We start from the raw sequence: 18621 nt of genomic DNA on the forward strand, positions 1-18621 counted from the left end.
ATGGAAATTGTAGATGCAAGAGGACAAGTTTGTCCAAGACCAATTATTATGACAAAAAATGTATTTGACGAATTAGAAGAAGGTACTGTTAAAACACAAGTTGACGACATGTACTGCGTTGAAAATTTGCAAAAATACGCTAATGGTCAAGGTTTTGAATTCAGTTATGAAGAAACTGATTATGGTTTTGAAACTACTATTGTAAAAGAAAAAGGAGCACAAAAAAAGGTTGAAGAAACTAATGGTAATTTAGTATTAGCATTCTCAACCGATAAAATGGGTGATGGAGATGAAAAACTCGGTAAATCTCTTATTAAATCATACATTTATTCTGTTGCAGAAGCTGATGAAGTTCCAAGTACACTTTTATTCTTCAACTACGGAATTCATTTGACAACAGAAGGATCAGAAGTTATCGACGATTTGAAGAGAATCGAAGAAAAAGGCGCAAAGATTATGACTTGTGGAGCTTGCTTAGACTTCTATGATAGAAAAGAAAAACTTTTGGTTGGTGAAGTTACTAACATGTATGTAATTTACGATACGTTATCAAAAGCAGACAGAAATGTAATTATAAGATAATGGAAAAGATATTATTAACTTTTACATCAGTTAATTTTACAATGATGACAGAAAGTAAACTTGTGAGTATGGGATACGATATTAAAACTATCCCTACTCCAAGGGAAATTTCTGAAAGTTGTGGATTAGCGATTATGTTAGATCCTGATAAAAAAGATGAAATGATAGCATTGAAAAAAGAACTTCCAATCTCAAAGATTTGGTCGTATCTTAAAGTAGATGGAGTAATTTTTGTGAATGAGGTAAAAGAATAATTAATGTTATTTAGTATTCAAAAATTTAACGAAATATTTTATAATTCAGCCGGCCAACTAAATTTGTTGGCCAAGATTTTATTGTCCTTGTTAATTATTGCGCTTACGCAAGTTGTCGTAAGCATTTTAACTACGAGCTTCGATAAATTATTAATGAAAAAAGGAAGTTCCATCGAAGGAAGACAAATCACGGTTACCAAATTGTTGAACAATACAATAAAATATTTGATTTATTTTTTCTGTGTAGTTCATGTCCTAGATTTATTCGGGGTTAAAACAGATAAAATATTGGCAACTGCTGGTATCGGTGGGGTTGCAATTGGTTTTGGTGCGCAATTTATAATCAGGGATGTAATCAGTGGGCTTGCAATAATTCTTGAAAATCAATTCAAAGTGACAGATCATGTCATTATCAATGGAATTGAAGGAAATGTTCAAGAATTGGGACTTCGCGTTACAAAAATCAGAGGATTTGACGGAGCTATTCATTTGATTAGTAACGGTCAAATCAACACAGTGACTAATTTATCTAAAGAAAATCAAAGAATTGAAGTTAAAATGGAAGTTCCAATTAAATATAGTTTGGATCAATACGCAGAAATTGTAAATGAAATTTCCAATGAATTGGTAGACAAGTATTCAGATATTGTAAAAAAACCAGAATTAATTGGAGTTACCAAAATGGACAAGAACTCCATGACTATTACGATTTGGGGAAGTTGCAAACCAGAATCACAATATTTGTATCAAAGAGAAATTATTAAAAAATTCATAGAAAAAGCCAAATCAAAATCAATGGATTTGAATTGTTATTTTGTAGCAGGTGATGAAAATGAAATATAAAGTAAATGATATTGTAACACTAAAAAAAGGTCATCCATGTGGCGAAAATAAATGGGAGATTTTGAGAACTGGAGCAGATATTAAATTAAAATGCTTGGGATGCGATAAAATAGTGTGGCTTACAAGGTTAGAATTTAACAAAAGAATCAGAAAAATTCAAGATAAAACTGGCAAATTTGTATCTATAGTTCATTACGAACCAGAAGATGACGAATAAAAAAAGATAGGAGAATTATGAATTACGTTGTAATACCAGCGTACAAACCAGACGAAAAACTCACAAAATTGGTGGACAATTTATCGGTAAACCACCTAAATATAATTGTAGTTAAAGATGGTCCGTGCGATTATGATTTTTCAAAACTTAATAATATAGTTCTTCTAGAGCATCAAACTAATATGGGAAAAGGAGCCGCTCTTAAAACTGCGTTCAAATATTTGAAAGCCCAACAAGCAAATGGGACAGTGGTTACAAGTGATGCTGACGGACAACATTTGGTGAAGGATATTTTAAAATTAATAAAATTTTCTGAACAAAACAAGGATAAGCTGATACTTGGAGTCAGAGATTTAAAAAGAGGAATCCCGATTAAATCTTTGCTAGGCAACACTATAACGAGAATGGTATTTTATTCTAGTTCATCGAAATACATTAAGGACACGCAAACGGGACTTCGTGCATTCAACACATCACAGCTTGATAAAATGATTGAAATCGAAGGGGACAGATACGAATACGAAATGAATATGCTTTATGAATTTGACTCGGAAAGCATAATGCAAGTTCCTATCGAAACCATTTATATAGAAAATAATGAAACAAGTCATTTTAATGCACTTAAAGATTCAGCAAAAATCTACAAAAGTATATTAAAATTTTCTACGTCAAGTTATTTGAGCTTTTTAGTGGATTATTTTACTTTTATATTGTTATTTTACAAATTAGATGTACAAAGTTTGGTGTTGTCTAATATAATAGCAAGGGCAGTATCAAGCACGTTTAACTTTTATGTGAATAACAAATATGTATTCAAAAACAAAGATAAAATTCTAAAAAAATACATCAAATATGTGACACTCGTAGTGTTCATATTAGCCTTGAATACAGTCGTGTTAAAAATTTTGCAAGCTTTAGGAATCAGAGTCTTTGTGGCGAAAATCATAACCGAAGCTTTGATGTTCATAGTAAGCTACAATATTCAAAAAAGAATAATATTCAAATAGCGCTTTTAATAGAAAAAAATTATAGAATTTTTATTAGAAGTGCTTTTTTAGTTAAAATCTTTAAAATTTTGTAGATTTTTTAGTATTGGATTTGTTGTATAATAATCTTGAAAGGAGTTATTATGAAAAAAATTGGATATTTGTTATTTGCGATTATCATTTCTTTATTAATGGTAAGTTGTGCGCAAAGTGACAAATCAAGAGTCTCTGATGAACTTAACTTAAAATTAGTTAAAGCAAATCAAATCATGAAATACGATGATCACGGAGCAATGGGAGATGGGACAAGATTTATAACATTTGAATTTGGCAGCAACGATACATTGAATCAGATAAAATCGGATAGTAAATGGAAGAAATTTCCGTTGGATAAAACAACGAAAACTTTAATGTATGGAGATGAAAAAACATCATCTTATGTGACAGATAATAATTCCAGATTGCTTTTTCCAGAAATTTCTGAAGGTTATTATATGTTAATCGACAGACAAGAAGACAAGAGTCAAAATATCTTAAAACGTTCATCTTTAAATTTTACACTTGCAGTTTACGATACAAAATCTAATACTTTGTTTTTTGCAGAAATTGATACTTAAAATTATAGATTGAAAAAATAGCAAACCAACGGTGGACAATCCTCACGCAAATGGTTTGCTATTTTTATTTTATTTCAATGATTTTTCGAATGCTATTCTCTCATCTGTTTTTCTGATATAAACTATTCCACATTTTTGAAATCCGTTTTTTTCTATAAATCTTAGCATGGATTTGTTATCTTTGTGTGTGTCAACTCTGATGGAGTCGTAGTTTAGTTCTTTTAATTTATCTTCAAAGAAATCCAATAAATTTTTGGCTACATTTTGTGACTTGAAATCAGGGTGAACAGCTATTCTGTGAATTACTCCGTATTTTCCATCAGATAGCCATTTTCCATCAATATTTTTATAATCATCATCCCCATCCAAGACCAACACAGCCATTCCCACGACTTTTTTATCTATTTCTGCTACGTATAATCTATTTTCTTTCAAATCAGTTAAGAATACATCTTCATTGGGATAATTTTCGCTCCATTGATTTATTTTATTTTCTTTCATGTATGATTTGGCTTTTTCTACAATTTCCATTATTTCAGAAATATCATTTTCATTTGCAATTCTTGTTATCATTTTTTCACCTCGTTTTATCTCAAATTTTATCATATTTTAAATAGTATTTTAATATTAAAAAAATTTCGATATTTTTGTGTTAAATTTTCTCACAAATGTGTTATAATTTTATGTGGAAATCAGTTAAGGAGGCAACATATTGAAACCAAATATTTACTCTGAGATTGATAAGTTAAAATCTGTAATAGTTCACAGACCGGGAGAAGAATTGAACAATTTGACTCCTGATTTTATGGAAGAGTTATTGTTCGACGAACTTCCTTACTTGGAAAATGCTATCAAAGAACATGATTTTTTCTGTGAAACTATGCGTAATGAAGGTATTGAAGTATTGTACCTAGAAGATTTGGCTGCAGAATCTATTGAACAAGATGACGTTAGAAAACAATTTATTGAAGATTTTCTTGAAGAATCGGGAAATAAATCCGCAGATGAAATCAATTTACTTAGAGATTTACTTACAAATATCTCAGATGAGAAAGAATTGATACTTAAAACTATGTCAGGAGTTAGATTGGATGAAATCGGTATTAATGACGAAAGCGGAAGACTTTTGGCTGTTAATCCAATGCCTAACTTGTATTTCACAAGAGATCCATTTTCTTTTGTGGGAAATTGTGTAAGTATCAACAGAATGTGGTCGGAAACTAGAAATAGGGAAACGCTTTACGCAAAATATATTTTTACTTACAATTCTAGATTCAACGATATTGAAAAGATCTACGATAGAACTGAAGATACTTCTATCGAAGGCGGAGATATTTTAATTTTGAACAGCGAATGTGTAGCTGTTGGTATTTCTCAAAGAACACAAAAAGAAAGTGTAGACAAATTCGCTAAGAATTTATTAGAAAAATCAGATTTCAAATTTGTTTTGTCTTTCAAAATTCCTAACAAAAGAGAATTTATGCACTTGGACACTGTGTTCACAATGATTGATAAGGGAATTTTTACAGTTCACCCACTAATCGAAGGACCTTTGTATGTTGAAAAGTTGTATCTTGAAGATAGTACTTTACAAAGAGAAGTTCAAAAGGGTTCATTAGAAGAAATTTTATCTTCAAATTTACACGTTGATAATGTTAAAATTATAAGATGCGGTGGAACAAACCCAATCGATCAAATGCGTGAACAATGGAATGACGGTTCAAATACTTTGGCGATTGCACCAAATACTGTTATTGTTTACGACAGAAACAATGTTACAAACAGCTTGCTACAAGAAGCTGATGTAAATATAAGAACTATTAAATCAGGCGAATTATCTAGAGGACGTGGGGGTCCAAGATGTATGAGTATGCCATTTGAAAGGGAGATGTAATTATGTTAAAAGGAAGAGATTTTTTAACTTTAAAAGATTTCACTAAAGAAGAAATCGAACATTTACTAGATGTAAGTGCTGCATTAAAAGAAAAGAAAAGAATGGGTATTGTAGGAGAAACTTTAAAAGGCAAGAATATTGTTTTGTTATTTGAAAAAACTTCTACTAGAACAAGATGTTCATTTGAAACAGCTTGTCACGATGAAGGTGGTAATGTAACATTCTTAGGTATGAATGATAGCCAATTCGGTAAGAAAGAATCTGTAAGAGACTCTGCTTTAGTATTATCAAGATTCTACGATGGTATCGAATTTAGAGGATTTGACCATGCAACTGTAGAAGAATTAGCAAAATATTCTTCAGTTCCAGTATGGAATGGTTTAACTGATATTTATCACCCAACACAAATCTTAGCAGACTTTTTAACTGTAAAAGAAAACATCCACAAAAACTTAGACCAAGTTAAATTCGTTTATGTTGGTGATGGTAGAAACAACATGGCAAACTCTTTAATGATAGGAGCTGCTAAATTAGGTATGGAATTTGTAAATCTTGCTCCAAAAGAATTACATCCATCAAATGAAATGATGAACACTATCCAAGAAATAGCTAAAGAATCTGGTGCAAAAATCACAGTAACTGATGATTTCAATAGCTTAAAAGGTGCAGATGTAATCTACACTGACGTTTGGGTATCAATGGGTGAAGAAGATCAATTCGAAGAAAGAATCAATCTTCTTAAAGATTACCAAGTAGATATGAAGAAAATCGAAATGACTGAAAATCCTAACGTAATCTTCTTACATTGCTTACCATCTTTCCACAACTTAGAAACTAAAGTTGGTCGTGAAATCCACGAAAAATTTGGCTTGAGTGAAATGGAAGTAACTGATGAAGTATTCTACAGCAAATATTCAAAAGTATTTGATGAAGCTGAAAATAGAATGCACACTATCAAAGCAGTTATCGTTGAAACAATTGGTAATAAATAAATTTTAATTTTTAAGAGGTAACTTTCACGAGTTATCTCTTTTTTTACTGGAAAAATATTGCAATTTTCATGAATTTTTGGTAAAATATCTTGTCATTGTCAATAGTTACGATTTGTCAAAATACGTGTATTATTGCGAATTTTTGATATTATATAATTAGAGGATTTTGAATGAGAGGTGAGATATGAAAAGTTTATACAATAGAATACTAAATTACAGTACGGACCAAAAATTAATCCTGTTGACTGCGATTACAATGTTTATGCCGTTTTATATTGGAATAGGCGTTTTAATTGTAGATATGTTTTATTTTGTATACCAAAATAAATTCAAGAAAATTTTTGATAAGTCTAATCTTTCTGTATTTGGATTGATTTTTGGTGTGTATTCTTTGGTAGTTAGCATTGTGTTCAACAATACTTATGGAATACTTGCGACAGTTGGAATGTTTGTGCTTTTCGTATTTTTGCTCTTTATTAGAAAAAATATGACAGAACAATTTATGGAAGATTGTATGTTAATCATCATGATGTTCGCATCGATATGCTTTTTGATAACATTGACTCAGTATTCGATTATTTTGAAGGACAATTCTTTCAACTACACTCAATTTATGAAATACATCAGCGAGAACAGAACAACTGTTGGAACATTTTTCTTTAATGCAAATTACTATGCTATGGTATGTTCGTTGGTTGGAATTATTAGTGCGTACAAATATTTTTCGACAGAATCATTTGAAAGATTATTTTCTTTTGTGGTTGGTGTTTTAAGTGTTCTCACATTATTGATCACAGATTCAAGAGGAGCGATGTTTGCTAGTTTCATAGCAGTATTTGCTCTTACCATTATGATGAAAAAAAGAAAATATACTATAGCAATTATTTCCGTATTTGCATTAGCTTTTGTTGGAATTGTAGCTCTAGGAAGAATGGATTTGATTCCGAGAGTTGATAAAATTGGATTCGATATGGGCCTTAGAAGATCGATTTGGATTAGTGCCATTGCAGCTTTCAAGAAAAACTTCATAATTGGCGTTGGTCCACTTGGAATTCACAATATTTATACTACAATAAGAGATCGTGCAATACTTCATTCGCACAATTTGTATTTGGATATTTTGGTTAATTACGGACTTATAGGAGCTGGATTGTTGATTCCTATTATTTATCAACTATTTCGAGAAATTAAAAGTCTGTATTCACAAAAATACACCAAAATGATTATTGCAATGGTGATCATGGTTATGATTCACAGCATGGTGGATGTTACAATTTTTTGGACACAAACATCATTCATATTTTTAACATTTGTAGCTGGAGTGGGTGAATTATCAACAGTTCCGGTTTCAGAATTTAGTTTGTTCAAGGCTAAGAAATCTTTTAAAACAAAAAATATTTATGAAAAATAAAATAAAATTTACAAGATAGTTGGTAAAACTTGCCAGCTATCTTTTTTACTTTAAAAAAAATTCAATATCAATTATAATATTAAATAAGGAGGATTTTTAATGAGCTTTAAATTTTGTTCGCTATCAAGTGGATCAAGCGGAAATAGTGAATATATAGAGACTGAACACTCCAAAATTTTAATCGACGCAGGTTTTAGTGGAAAAACAATTGAAAACCTACTTAAATATATAAATGTAGATCCAAGTGAATTAGATGCGATTTTTGTGACACATGAACATGCAGATCACATTAAAGGGATTGGCGTATTGAGTAGAAGATACAATCTTCCAATTATAGCAAATACTGAAACTTGGTATGCTATGGATAACAAAATAGGGAAAATAAATGATAAAAATATTTATATCTTCGAAAATAATAGACACATTAATTTTAAAGATTTGGATATTTTACCCATCAAAACCAGTCACGATAGCGCAAATAGTTGCGGATATGTGGTTAGCAAGGACAATAAGAAATTATCTATAGTTACTGATACTGGAATTATCGAAGACAGCGTGTACGAAGAAATTAAAGATTCAAATCTTTTTTTTATTGAAGCAAATCACGATATTGATATGCTAAAATACGGAAGCTACCCTCCAACATTAAAACAAAGAATCTTGTCAGATCATGGACATTTGTCAAATGATTCTTGCGCATATTTATTGGGAGATATTTTAAGAGGTAATCATGAAGTTATTCAGTTAGCGCATTTGAGTAAGGAGAACAATACTCCAACAAAAGCGTTGAGTACTGTAGAAGGTTATTTGAAAAGTTTAGGACTTGATGTTGGAGAATCTGTAACTTTGGAAGTTGCAGAAAGATACAGTCCTAGTAACATAGTGGATTTAGAAAAAATGGAGATATATGCAAAGAACTGTACAAGAAGTTGAAAGAGCAATAATAAAAAAATATAGAAAACACATTTGGTCGAAGTTTATCAAGGCTATAAAAGAGTATGATTTAATTCAAGACGGAGATAAAATCGCCGTTTGTATGAGTGGAGGCAAGGATAGTTTGCTTCTTGCGAAATTATTCCAAGAACTTCAAAAACACGGAATGAATAATTTTGATCTTGAATTTATAGCTATGAATCCAGGATACAGCGAAGAAAACACTAGACTTGAAAAGGAAAATTTTGAAAAGCTTAACATCCCTTATCACATGTACGATACAGATGTTTTTAGTGTTAGTGAGAAAATTTCATCGAACAATCCATGCTACATGTGTGCAAGAATGAGAAGAGGAGCACTTTATTCCAAAGCAAAAGAGCTCGGCTGTAACAAAATGGCATTAGGACATCACTTTGATGATGTTATAGAGACTATTTTATTGAATGTTTTGTGTTCTGGAAATTACAAAACAATGATGCCAAAACTTCATTCGAATAATTTTGAAGGAATTGAACTTATCAGACCGATGTATTTGATTAGAGAAGAATCTGTAAAAAGTTGGTTGAATTATTCAGGATTAAAAGCATTAGATTGTGCTTGTTCTGTAACTAAAAAAACAGAAGGATCCATGAGAAAACAAATTAAACTATTAATTGCAGAACTTTCAGATAGAGGATTTACGAATGTAGAAAATTCGATTTTTAAATCTAGTGAAAATGTTGATGTATCCAGAATACTTGGGTATGAATATAATGGAGAAAAGCATAACTTTTTGGATACTTATGGTGAAAATGATTTATAATCGTTAATTTATAGGAGGAAATATGGGAGTAGAACCAATTAAAATCCAAGAAAATTTGTATTACTTGGGTGTAAACGACAGACAGACAGAATTTTTTGAGAACATGTGGCCATTGCCTTACGGAGTTGCTTATAACTCTTATTTGATTACAGGCGAAAAAACTTGTTTGATGGATACTGTAAAAGTTAGTAAAAGTGATGAATTTGTAGATAATGTTAAGGCGATATTAAAAGATAGAAAATTAGACTATTTGGTAATTCATCACATTGAACCAGATCATTCAGGATCAATTCCACAAATTTTAGATCTTTATCCAGATATAAAAATAGTTGGAAACAAGAAAACAAGATCTATGTTGAATGACTATTATGAAATTGATTCAGATCATTTTGTTGAAGTTGGAGAAGGCGATGTACTTGATTTGGGAGATAGAAAACTTACATTCTATCTAACAGCAATGGTTCACTGGCCAGAATCAATGGTTAGCTACGATGCTGAAAATAAAATTTTATTCTCACAAGATATTTTCGGCGGATTTGGAACTAATGACGGAGCAATCTATGATGACGAATTAGATTACGATTTGAGAAGAACAGAATTCAGAAGATATTATACAAATATCGTTGGAAAATATTCTCAAATGGCAGTGCGTGCTATTAACAAATTATCTTCTTTGGAAATCGAAACAATATGTCCTGTTCATGGATGTATTTGGAGAAAACAACCCTCAAGAATAGTAGAAGATTACACTAAATGGGCAACTTATGAAGTGAGTGAAGGAGTAGTAATAGCTTATGCATCAATGTATGGTAATACAGAATTGATGGCAGATCAATTAGCTAGATATTTGGCAGATGAAGGCGTCAGAAATATTGAAGTGATGGATGTAAGCAAAACTCACGAATCTTATATACTTTCAAATTGTTGGGAAAAGAAATCATTAGTATTAGGATCTTGCACATACAACAACACAGTATATCCAGTAATGAATAATTTATTGAACATTTTGAAAATGCAAAAATTAAAAAATCATGTGGTTTCTGTTTTTGGATCATTCGGATGGAGCGGTGGCGCTGTCAAAAATTTAAAAGAATTTGTTGAAGAAGGAAAATTCGAAACAACAGAAACAGTTGTTGAAGCAAAAGGTCGCATGAAAGAAGAAGACGATCAAGGCTTAAGACAAATGGCAAAAGAAATTGCAGCAAAAATTAAATAACAAATTTCAAAAACCAATCATTTAATGATTGGTTTTATTTTTTATTTGAAAAATACGTTAAATTAATAATAATTATCAAAAAAATAAAAAAAAGCGTTTTTTAGTGTTATTATTAAATAAAGTTGGGTATAAATTAGGTAGTGGTTATTAGGTTAATAGCTAATTAAAATAAAAATTTGGAGGTAATGTTTATGGCTACAGATGTAGAAATTGCTCAAAAAGCGAAATTAGAAAAAATCAGCGTGATTGCTGAAAAAATGGGATTAACAGAAGAAGATTATGAACAATATGGTAGATATAAGGCAAAATTAGATTTAAATCTTTTTGAAAAAAATAAAGATAAAAAAGATGGTAAATTAATTTTGATGACAAGTATTAACCCTACACCAACTGGAGAAGGTAAAACAACTATGAATGTTGGTTTGGCAATGGGACTTAACAAAATTGGCAAAAACGCTATCTCAGTATTAAGAGAACCATCTTTAGGACCAAACTTTGGTATGAAAGGTGGAGCTGCGGGTGGTGGATATGCACAAGTAGTTCCAATGGACGAAATCAACATGCACTTCACTGGTGACTTCCATGCAATCACTACTGCAAACAACTTGATTTGCGCTATGATGGACAACCACATTCACCAAGGTAATGCGTTAAACATCGATCCAAAACAAATCTTAATTAAAAGATGTATGGATATGAACGAACGTGAATTAAGAGATATAATTATCGGAGTTGGCGCAAAAGGTAACGGAGTTATGCGTCAAGATGGTTTCGAAATTACTGTTGCAAGTGAAATCATGGCTATTTTATGTCTTGCAAAAGATTTGAAAGACTTAAAAGAAAGAGTTGGAAATATTCTAATCGCTTTCGATAAAGAAGGTAAACCAGTTTATGCAAGAGACGTTAAAGCTGATGGTGCAGTAGCATTAGTTATGAAAGAAGCTATCAAACCAAACTTAGTTCAAACATTAGAACACACTCCAGCAATTATTCACGGTGGACCATTCGCTAACATTGCACATGGTTGTAACTCTTTAATAGCTACTAAATTAGGATTGAAACTTGGAGATTACGTTGTTACAGAAGCAGGTTTCGGTGCTGACTTAGGAGCAGAAAAATTCTTCGATATTAAATGTAGAAATGATTTACATCCAAACATGGTATGTATCGTAGCTACAATAAAAGCATTAAAACATCACGGGGAAGCAGAAGATTTCAAAGTTGAAAATGTAGAAGCTTTGGAAAAAGGATATGCTAACCTTAAACGTCATATTGAAAATATGAAGAAATACAAAGTTCCAGTAGTAGTAGCAATCAATAGATTTGCAACTGATACAGATGCAGAAATTAAGAAATTAACTGAATTAGTTGAAGCAGATGGAACAAGAGCTATTTTCTGTGATGTATGGGCTAAAGGTGGAGAAGGAGCTAAAGAATTAGCAGAATATGTTGTTGAAAATACAAAAGAAGAAAACGACTTCGAATTCTTATATGACCTTGAATTACCTATCAAAGAAAAAATCGAAAAAATTGCAAAAGAAATTTACAGAGCAGACGGCGTAGAATTCAGTGCAAAAGCTAAGAAAAAATTAAAACAAATCAAAGAATTAGGATTAGACAATTATCCAGTATGTATGGCTAAGACTCAATACTCATTCTCTGATAATAAAAAATTAATCGGAGCTCCAACTGGATTTACAATCACAGTAAGTGATTTCAAAATCTCAAGAGGTGCCGGATTTGTTGTTGCATTATTAGGATCTGTAATGACAATGCCAGGTTTACCAAAAGTACCTTCAGCAGAAAATTGCGATGTTTTAGATGATGGTACAGTTGTAGGATTATTCTAGAAAATTTAAAAGCCTGAATTTGTGTGAATTTAATGCGGTTTATAAAATTTCTATAAATTCAGGCTTATTTATTCTCACAATTAATAAATTTTGTTACAAAAACTATCAACATTTATGGTACAATAGTTGTGAAAAGGATTATAAGTAAAAGGAGATGCTTATGAGTACAAAAAAAACTCCTCTATATGAGGAACACAAAAAATTAGGTGGAAAAGTTGTTGACTTCGCTGGTTTTTATTTGCCAGTAGATTATGAAGGTTTACAACAAGAACACGAAGCGGTAAGAAACAGCGTTGGCTTATTTGATGTAAGTCACATGGGTGAATTTACTGTTAAAGGCAAAGATGCATTGAAATTTATCAACTATGTTTGCACAAATGATTACTCTAAATGTGCAGATGGACAAATCCAATATTCTTTATTATTACACGAAGATGGCGGAATGGTTGATGACTTATTAGTTTACAAAAACAACGATGAAGACTTTTTAATGGTTCCAAATGCAGCTAATACTGAAAAGGACTTCAAACATATTTCTAAATATGTAGATAAATTTGACGTTGAACTTAAAAACATTAGTGATTCAGTAGCTGAAATCGCTATTCAAGGTCCTAAAGCTGAAGAATTATTACAAAGATTAGTTGATTATGATCTTTCTAAAATCGAATACTATCATTTCGTAAAAGATATTAAATATAAAGAATACGATGTACTAATTTCTAGAACTGGTTATACTGGTGAAGATGGATTCGAAGTTTATGCAAATGCTGAAGCAATTGTAAAATTATGGGATGAGTTATTAGAAAAAGGAAAAGACTTAGGTGTTAAACCATGTGGTCTTGGATGTAGAGATACATTGAGATTTGAAGCAGCAATGCCTTTATATGGTAACGAACTTTCAGATGAAGTATCTCCATTAGAAGTTGGCTTGAAGTTTGCAGTTAAAATGGATAAAGACGACTTCGTTGGTAAAGCAAAAACTCAAGAAAAAATTGATGCAGGAATAAACAAGAAACTTATTGGTATCGAAATGCAAAGCAAACGTATCGCAAGACAAGGTGCTGAAGTTCAAAAAGATGGCAAGACTATCGGTAAAGTAACTACAGGATACCTTTCACCAACATTTGGCGTATGTTTAGCAAACGCATTTGTAGATAAATCAGCTGTAGCATTAGGTGATGAAGTAGATGTTGTTATCAGAAATAAACCAGCTAAAGCAACAGTTGTTAAAAGAAAATTTTTGGATAGAAAATAGGGGGAAAAGAAAATGGCAGAAGTAGCAAAAGATTTATTGTACACAAAAGATCATGAATGGATTAAAGTAGACGGAGATGTTTATGAAATTGGTCTTGCAGATTATGCACAAGACAGTTTAGGAGACATCGTATACGTTGAATTACCAGATGTAGATGATGAAATTGATGCAGAAGACTCTGTAGCAAGTGTTGAATCTGTAAAAGCAGCATCAGAAGTTTATACTCCATTTGCTTGTACTATAGTAGAAGTTAATGAAGAATTAGATGATGAACCAGGCAATATCAACAAAGCTCCATATGAAAGCTGGATTGCTAAGGTTAAATTCGAAGACTTCGATGAATCTAAACTAATGAATGCTGATGAATACGAAAAATTCTTAGGAGAATTATAATGTATCCATACATCTCAGTTACTGATCAAGAAATTGAGGAAATGCTAAAAACAATTGGCATTTCCTCTCTAGATGAACTATATTCAGACGTTCCTGAAAATGTTCAATTTAAAGGCGAGTTAAATATTCCTAAAGCAAAAAGTGAAGAAGAAGTTAGAAGATACTTCAAAGACATTTTTGCTAAGAACATATCTACTGATGATAAGGTTTGTTTCTTGGGTGGTGGAGCTTATGATAGATACGTTCCTTCAGTTATCCCAGCAATGGCAAGCAGAAGTGAATTCTACACTTCATATACACCTTACCAACCAGAAATAAGCCAAGGTACTCTTTCCTATATTTTTGAATATCAAACAATGATGGCAAACCTTACTGGTATGCCAATATCAAACGCTTCTTTATATGATGGTGGAACAGCTATCACAGAAGCAGCTTTGATGACTATCCAAAAGTCCAAAAAATCTAAAATTCTATGTGCTGACACAGTTAGCCCTTCAGCAAAAGAAATATTGTTGACTTATTGTCACGATAGAGGAGTTGAAGTAGAATTTGTTCCTATGAAAGATTTATTAACAGATATGGACGAATTGGAAAAAATGATGACAGACGAAGTTGGTACAGTTATCGTTCAATCTCCAAACTATTACGGATATATCGAAGATGTTAAAAAATATGAAGAGTTGACTCACTCTATCAAGAAAAACTACTTGATTATGTCAGCAGATCCAATGAGTTTAGGCTTATTAAAGAAACCATCTGAATACAACGTTGATGTTGTTGTAGGTGAAGCTCAACAATTCGGAGTTAACTTACAATATGGTGGACCTTATTTAGGATATATGTGCTTTACTGATGAATTTGTTAGAAAATTCCCTGGCCGTGTTGTAGGACAAACTACTGACGAAGACGGCAAGAGATCATTCGTTTTAACACTTTCAGCAAGAGAACAACACATTAAACGTGATAGAGCAACTTCAAATATCTGTTCTAACCAAGGCGTTAACTTACTTGCAGCAAGTATTTATTTATCACTTTTAGGTAAAGCTGGTATTAAAGAAGTAGCAACTCAATCATTACAAAAAGCTCATTATCTATTTGACGAATTAAAGAAATTAGATAAGGTTAAAGTTCTTAGTGAAAAACCATTCTTTGATGAATTCACTATCGGTTTTGACAAAGACACTGAAGAAGTTAAGAAAGCATTATTTGATAAAGGATTCTTAGCTGGAATTAGCATTAAAGAAGCTACAAATGGATGTGGCAATGGTTTAATTATTGCTGTAACTGAAAAGAGAACAAAAGAAGAAATGGATAATTTCGTAGCAGCAGTTAAGGAGGTATTATAATATGGCTTATAATAAGTTAATATTTGAATTATCACAACCAGGTAGAACTGGATATAAACTTCCTGAATTAGACGTAGAAGAAAAAGATAACTTAATTCCTGAAGAATTTTTATCAAATGAAGAATTAGATTTACCAGAAGTTAGTGAAGTTGACGTAGTTCGTCACTATACTAACCTTTCAACTCTAAACTTCGGCGTAGATACAGGTATGTATCCATTAGGATCTTGTACAATGAAGTACAACCCTAAAATCAATGAAGAAATTGTAGCAAATCCAAAACTTGCTCGTCTTCACCCAAAACAAGACGATTACCAAGTTCAAGGTGCATTGGAAGCAATGTATACTTTACAAAAATCACTATGCGAAGTATCTGGTATGGATTATATGACATTACAACCAGCAGCAGGTGCTCACGGTGAAATCACAGCTATTACAATATTCAAAAAATATCATGAAGTTAATGGTAATTCTGAAAAGAATGAAATCATAGTTCCAGACTCAGCTCACGGTACTAACCCAGCAACAGCTGCAATGGCTGGATATAAAGTAGTAGAAGTTAAATCAAATGCAAATGGTGTAGTTGACGTTGAAGACTTAAGAAAAGTTGTAAACGAAAAAACAGCTGGTTTGATGTTAACTAACCCTAATACTTTAGGTTTATTTGAAACTAAAATCAAAGAAATCGCTGAAATAGTTCACGAAGCAGGCGGATTACTATACTACGATGGAGCAAATGCTAACGCCATTTTAGGACACGCAAGACCAGGGGACATGGGATTCGATGCAATCCACTTCAATGTTCACAAAACATTCTCTACACCTCACGGTGGTGGAGGTCCAGGTGCAGGTCCTGTAGGTGTTAAGAAATTCTTAAGAGAATATTTACCAAAACCAATCGTTGAAAAAGATGGAGATAAATATTTCTTAGATTATAGCATGGAACATTCTATTGGTAGAATGAAAGACTTCCAAGGTCACTTCGGAATTTTAATGAGAGCATTGACTTATATCCTAACAATGGGTAGTGATGGATTGAAATGTGCATCTACTACAGCGGTATTAAATGCAAACTATCTTCAAGCTCAATTAAAAGATGACTATAACTTACCACACGACTTCATCTGCAAACACGAATTCGTATTAGGCGGATTAAAGGATGATTGCGATGGACAAGTTAAGACATTGGATGTAGCTAAGAGACTGTTAGATATGGGATTCCATCCACCAACAGTATACTTCCCATTAATCGTTCACGAAGCATTAATGGTAGAACCTACTGAAACTGAACCAAAACAAACTCTTGATGCTTTCGTAGCTGCAATGAAACAAATTGCACAAGAAGCAAGAGAAAACAAAGATATATTATTAGAAGCTCCTATTACAACTGTTGTTAGAAGACCAGATGAAACAGAAGCTGCTAAGAATTTAATATTGACTTTCAAAAAAGGAGAATAATGACTAAAGATATCATTATTATCGGCGCTGGACCTGGTGGCTATGAAACGGCCATCAGGGCATGCCAGCTCGGTTTAAATGTAACTTTAATCGAAAAAGCTGAAGTAGGTGGTACATGCTTGAACAGAGGATGTATACCTACTAAAACTTTATGGAAAATTGCTGATTTGTATAAAGAAATTAGAGAATCAGAAACTTTTGGAATTGAAGTTAATGACCATAAATTATTAGCCGATAAAATTAAACATAGAAAAACGGAAATTATCGAAAGACTTAGAAGTGGTGTTGAATACCTTTTCAAAACTTACGATAATTTAACTTTTATTAGAGGAGAAGCTAGCTTTAAGGATAATAAAACTGTTGTTGTGAAGACTTTGGAAGGAGAAACTAAAGAACTCACAGCAGATAAAATTATCATAGCTACTGGATCCAAAGACTATAAGCCAACTAATATTGAAGGCATCGACCATCCTAGAGTTTTGACATCAACAGGACTTTTGGAATTAGAAGAAATTCCAAAATCTATGGTTGTTATCGGAACTGGCGTAATAGGAATGGAATTTGCATCAATCTATTCACAATTTGGAACTGAAGTTACTGTAGTTGGTAACAAATTGTTGAAAACAGAAGATGGCGAAATTCAAAAACGTCTAAAATCAATTTTGAAGAGCGATACTTTGAAGTTTGTAACGGGAGTTTACGCTAAGAAAATTGTTGAAGAAGACGGAAGATTAAAAATCATTAGTCAAAAAGTTGGCAAAGATAAATTCGAAGAAACTTATGCAGACTACGTTCTTGTAGCGAGTGGTAGAAGCAGTAATACAGACAATCTTGGACTTGAAAACACAGATATTAAAACTGAAAATAATGCTATTGTTGTAGATGAAAATCTTCAAACAAATGTTGAAGGAATTTACTCCATTGGTGATTGCGTATACAAGAATACTCAATTAGCACACGTAGCAAGTAACCAAGGTAAAAATCTTGTAAGAGAATTTTCTGGAAAAGATAGAAATATAAACATGGACATAGTTCCAGCGGTTGTATTTACAGTTCCAGAAATTGCATCTGTAGGTCTAACTGAAGAAAAAGCAAAAGAACAAAACATTGATTATGTAACAAGCAAATTTATGTATCAAGCTAATGGTAAGGCATTGAGTTTGAATGCTACAGAAGGTTTTGTAAAGATAGTTGCTACAAAAGATTTATCTAAGATTTTAGGTTGCCATATAATTGGTCATGATGCATCCACTATTATTCACTTCGCTGCAATCGCGATGAACAATAATGTTGGAGTAGAAGGCTTATCAGCAATGATTTACGCTCACCCAACTATTAGTGAAGTGTTCATGGATTCTGTTGAACAATTAGAAGGATTATCTATCAATACGCCAAACCCTAACAAATAAATCAAATCCTCGTATTTAATTTCTATGAAGAAATTGATACGGGGATTTTTTAATGTTTACAAAAAGTCAAACATAAAGTTTGATTTTTCGTAAACTTTAGTACACTTTTACTCACAGTTAAAACACATTTGATTGATAAAGTATAAGTATCAAAGATGGAGGTGC

At 31.9% G+C, this 18621-nt stretch carries 19 protein-coding genes; 18 read left to right on the forward strand and 1 reads right to left on the reverse strand.

Annotation, left to right across the window (positions count from 1 at the left end):
* The 6 genes from yedF to FMG_RS02395 all read left to right on the forward strand — a co-directional run bounded on the left by yedF (position 1) and on the right by FMG_RS02395 (position 3499).
* Complete coding sequence (gene yedF, locus FMG_RS02370; RefSeq protein ID WP_002838545.1) at positions 1 to 582, forward strand: sulfurtransferase-like selenium metabolism protein YedF; 582 nt, start codon at positions 1 to 3, stop codon at positions 580 to 582.
* Positions 582 to 836 carry a DUF3343 domain-containing protein gene (locus FMG_RS02375; protein WP_012290409.1) on the forward strand — a complete coding sequence of 85 codons (255 nt, stop codon included), beginning with the start codon at positions 582 to 584 and terminating at the stop codon, positions 834 to 836. The genes yedF and FMG_RS02375 overlap by 1 nt, the downstream gene beginning before the upstream one ends.
* Before the next feature lie 3 nt (positions 837 to 839).
* On the forward strand, positions 840 to 1679 hold the full coding sequence (locus FMG_RS02380; protein WP_012290410.1) for a mechanosensitive ion channel family protein: 840 nt from the start codon (positions 840 to 842) through the stop codon (positions 1677 to 1679).
* Entirely contained in the window at positions 1669 to 1896 is a 228-nt protein-coding gene (locus FMG_RS02385) for a DUF951 domain-containing protein (protein ID WP_002838581.1), read from the forward strand. Before FMG_RS02380 ends, FMG_RS02385 begins: the two co-directional genes overlap by 11 nt.
* A 17-nt stretch (positions 1897 to 1913) precedes the next feature.
* Positions 1914 to 2903: a bifunctional glycosyltransferase family 2/GtrA family protein gene (locus FMG_RS02390; protein ID WP_012290411.1), complete on the forward strand. Its 990-nt coding sequence runs from the start codon at positions 1914 to 1916 to the stop codon at positions 2901 to 2903.
* A 122-nt stretch (positions 2904 to 3025) separates the two neighbouring features.
* Positions 3026 to 3499 (forward strand): hypothetical protein, encoded by a 474-nt coding sequence (locus FMG_RS02395; RefSeq protein ID WP_012290412.1) that lies wholly within the window; start codon positions 3026 to 3028, stop codon positions 3497 to 3499.
* A 69-nt stretch (positions 3500 to 3568) separates the two neighbouring features.
* On the opposite strand, the gene FMG_RS02400 is transcribed toward FMG_RS02395, so the two are convergent.
* Entirely contained in the window at positions 3569 to 4072 is a 504-nt protein-coding gene (locus tag FMG_RS02400) for a GNAT family N-acetyltransferase (protein ID WP_012290413.1), read from the reverse strand.
* 139 nt (positions 4073 to 4211) lie between these two features.
* Between FMG_RS02400 and FMG_RS02405 the strand changes: the two genes are divergently transcribed.
* The 12 genes from FMG_RS02405 (at position 4212) to lpdA (ending at position 18456) form a co-directional block, all read left to right on the forward strand.
* Entirely contained in the window at positions 4212 to 5393 is a 1182-nt protein-coding gene (locus tag FMG_RS02405; RefSeq protein ID WP_012290414.1) for an arginine deiminase, read from the forward strand.
* Positions 5394 to 5395: 2 nt separating this feature from the next.
* Positions 5396 to 6385 carry an ornithine carbamoyltransferase gene (gene argF, locus FMG_RS02410; RefSeq protein WP_002838550.1) on the forward strand — a complete coding sequence of 330 codons (990 nt, stop codon included), beginning with the start codon at positions 5396 to 5398 and terminating at the stop codon, positions 6383 to 6385.
* 184 nt (positions 6386 to 6569) lie between these two features.
* Positions 6570 to 7796 carry an O-antigen ligase family protein gene (locus tag FMG_RS02415; protein WP_012290415.1) on the forward strand — a complete coding sequence of 409 codons (1227 nt, stop codon included), beginning with the start codon at positions 6570 to 6572 and terminating at the stop codon, positions 7794 to 7796.
* A gap of 99 nt (positions 7797 to 7895) precedes the next feature.
* Positions 7896 to 8729: an MBL fold metallo-hydrolase gene (locus FMG_RS02420; RefSeq protein WP_012290416.1), complete on the forward strand. Its 834-nt coding sequence runs from the start codon at positions 7896 to 7898 to the stop codon at positions 8727 to 8729.
* Entirely contained in the window at positions 8704 to 9531 is an 828-nt protein-coding gene (locus tag FMG_RS02425) for a tRNA 2-thiocytidine(32) synthetase TtcA (RefSeq protein ID WP_002838555.1), read from the forward strand. Before FMG_RS02420 ends, FMG_RS02425 begins: the two co-directional genes overlap by 26 nt.
* A 22-nt stretch (positions 9532 to 9553) precedes the next feature.
* On the forward strand, positions 9554 to 10747 hold the full coding sequence (locus FMG_RS02430; RefSeq protein WP_012290417.1) for an FprA family A-type flavoprotein: 1194 nt from the start codon (positions 9554 to 9556) through the stop codon (positions 10745 to 10747).
* Between the two features lie 191 nt (positions 10748 to 10938).
* Positions 10939 to 12597, forward strand: coding sequence for a formate--tetrahydrofolate ligase (locus FMG_RS02435; RefSeq protein WP_002838563.1), 1659 nt, complete (start codon positions 10939 to 10941; stop codon positions 12595 to 12597).
* Between the two features lie 154 nt (positions 12598 to 12751).
* Complete coding sequence (gene gcvT / locus FMG_RS02440) at positions 12752 to 13852, forward strand: glycine cleavage system aminomethyltransferase GcvT (RefSeq protein WP_012290419.1); 1101 nt, start codon at positions 12752 to 12754, stop codon at positions 13850 to 13852.
* Positions 13853 to 13864: 12 nt separating this feature from the next.
* Positions 13865 to 14245, forward strand: a complete 381-nt coding sequence (gene gcvH, locus FMG_RS02445) for a glycine cleavage system protein GcvH (protein WP_012290420.1) — start codon at positions 13865 to 13867, stop codon at positions 14243 to 14245.
* On the forward strand, positions 14245 to 15591 hold the full coding sequence (gene gcvPA, locus FMG_RS02450; protein ID WP_012290421.1) for an aminomethyl-transferring glycine dehydrogenase subunit GcvPA: 1347 nt from the start codon (positions 14245 to 14247) through the stop codon (positions 15589 to 15591). The genes gcvH and gcvPA overlap by 1 nt, the downstream gene beginning before the upstream one ends.
* Before the next feature lies 1 nt (position 15592).
* Positions 15593 to 17047 (forward strand): aminomethyl-transferring glycine dehydrogenase subunit GcvPB, encoded by a 1455-nt coding sequence (gene gcvPB / locus FMG_RS02455; protein WP_002838552.1) that lies wholly within the window; start codon positions 15593 to 15595, stop codon positions 17045 to 17047.
* Complete coding sequence (gene lpdA, locus FMG_RS02460) at positions 17047 to 18456, forward strand: dihydrolipoyl dehydrogenase (RefSeq protein ID WP_012290422.1); 1410 nt, start codon at positions 17047 to 17049, stop codon at positions 18454 to 18456. Before gcvPB ends, lpdA begins: the two co-directional genes overlap by 1 nt.
* Positions 18457 to 18621 lie beyond the last annotated feature (165 nt).

Source organism: Finegoldia magna ATCC 29328, assembly GCF_000010185.1.
GTDB lineage: Bacteria > Bacillota > Clostridia > Tissierellales > Peptoniphilaceae > Finegoldia > Finegoldia magna_H.

What these genes read in the sequence shown, in the direction of transcription:
- yedF (WP_002838545.1), top strand. Translation starts at nt 1, where the DNA reads ATGGAAATTGTAGATGCAAGAGGACAAGTTTGTCCAAGACCAATTATT.
- FMG_RS02375 (WP_012290409.1), top strand. Translation starts at nt 582, where the DNA reads ATGGAAAAGATATTATTAACTTTTACATCAGTTAATTTTACAATGATG.
- FMG_RS02380 (WP_012290410.1), top strand. Translation starts at nt 840, where the DNA reads ATGTTATTTAGTATTCAAAAATTTAACGAAATATTTTATAATTCAGCC.
- FMG_RS02385 (WP_002838581.1), top strand. Translation starts at nt 1,669, where the DNA reads ATGAAATATAAAGTAAATGATATTGTAACACTAAAAAAAGGTCATCCA.
- FMG_RS02390 (WP_012290411.1), top strand. Translation starts at nt 1,914, where the DNA reads ATGAATTACGTTGTAATACCAGCGTACAAACCAGACGAAAAACTCACA.
- FMG_RS02395 (WP_012290412.1), top strand. Translation starts at nt 3,026, where the DNA reads ATGAAAAAAATTGGATATTTGTTATTTGCGATTATCATTTCTTTATTA.
- FMG_RS02400 (WP_012290413.1), bottom strand. Translation starts at nt 4,072, where the DNA reads ATGATAACAAGAATTGCAAATGAAAATGATATTTCTGAAATAATGGAA.
- argF (WP_002838550.1), top strand. Translation starts at nt 5,396, where the DNA reads ATGTTAAAAGGAAGAGATTTTTTAACTTTAAAAGATTTCACTAAAGAA.
- FMG_RS02415 (WP_012290415.1), top strand. Translation starts at nt 6,570, where the DNA reads ATGAAAAGTTTATACAATAGAATACTAAATTACAGTACGGACCAAAAA.
- FMG_RS02420 (WP_012290416.1), top strand. Translation starts at nt 7,896, where the DNA reads ATGAGCTTTAAATTTTGTTCGCTATCAAGTGGATCAAGCGGAAATAGT.
- FMG_RS02425 (WP_002838555.1), top strand. Translation starts at nt 8,704, where the DNA reads ATGCAAAGAACTGTACAAGAAGTTGAAAGAGCAATAATAAAAAAATAT.
- FMG_RS02430 (WP_012290417.1), top strand. Translation starts at nt 9,554, where the DNA reads ATGGGAGTAGAACCAATTAAAATCCAAGAAAATTTGTATTACTTGGGT.
- FMG_RS02435 (WP_002838563.1), top strand. Translation starts at nt 10,939, where the DNA reads ATGGCTACAGATGTAGAAATTGCTCAAAAAGCGAAATTAGAAAAAATC.
- gcvT (WP_012290419.1), top strand. Translation starts at nt 12,752, where the DNA reads ATGCTTATGAGTACAAAAAAAACTCCTCTATATGAGGAACACAAAAAA.
- gcvH (WP_012290420.1), top strand. Translation starts at nt 13,865, where the DNA reads ATGGCAGAAGTAGCAAAAGATTTATTGTACACAAAAGATCATGAATGG.
- gcvPA (WP_012290421.1), top strand. Translation starts at nt 14,245, where the DNA reads ATGTATCCATACATCTCAGTTACTGATCAAGAAATTGAGGAAATGCTA.
- gcvPB (WP_002838552.1), top strand. Translation starts at nt 15,593, where the DNA reads ATGGCTTATAATAAGTTAATATTTGAATTATCACAACCAGGTAGAACT.
- lpdA (WP_012290422.1), top strand. Translation starts at nt 17,047, where the DNA reads ATGACTAAAGATATCATTATTATCGGCGCTGGACCTGGTGGCTATGAA.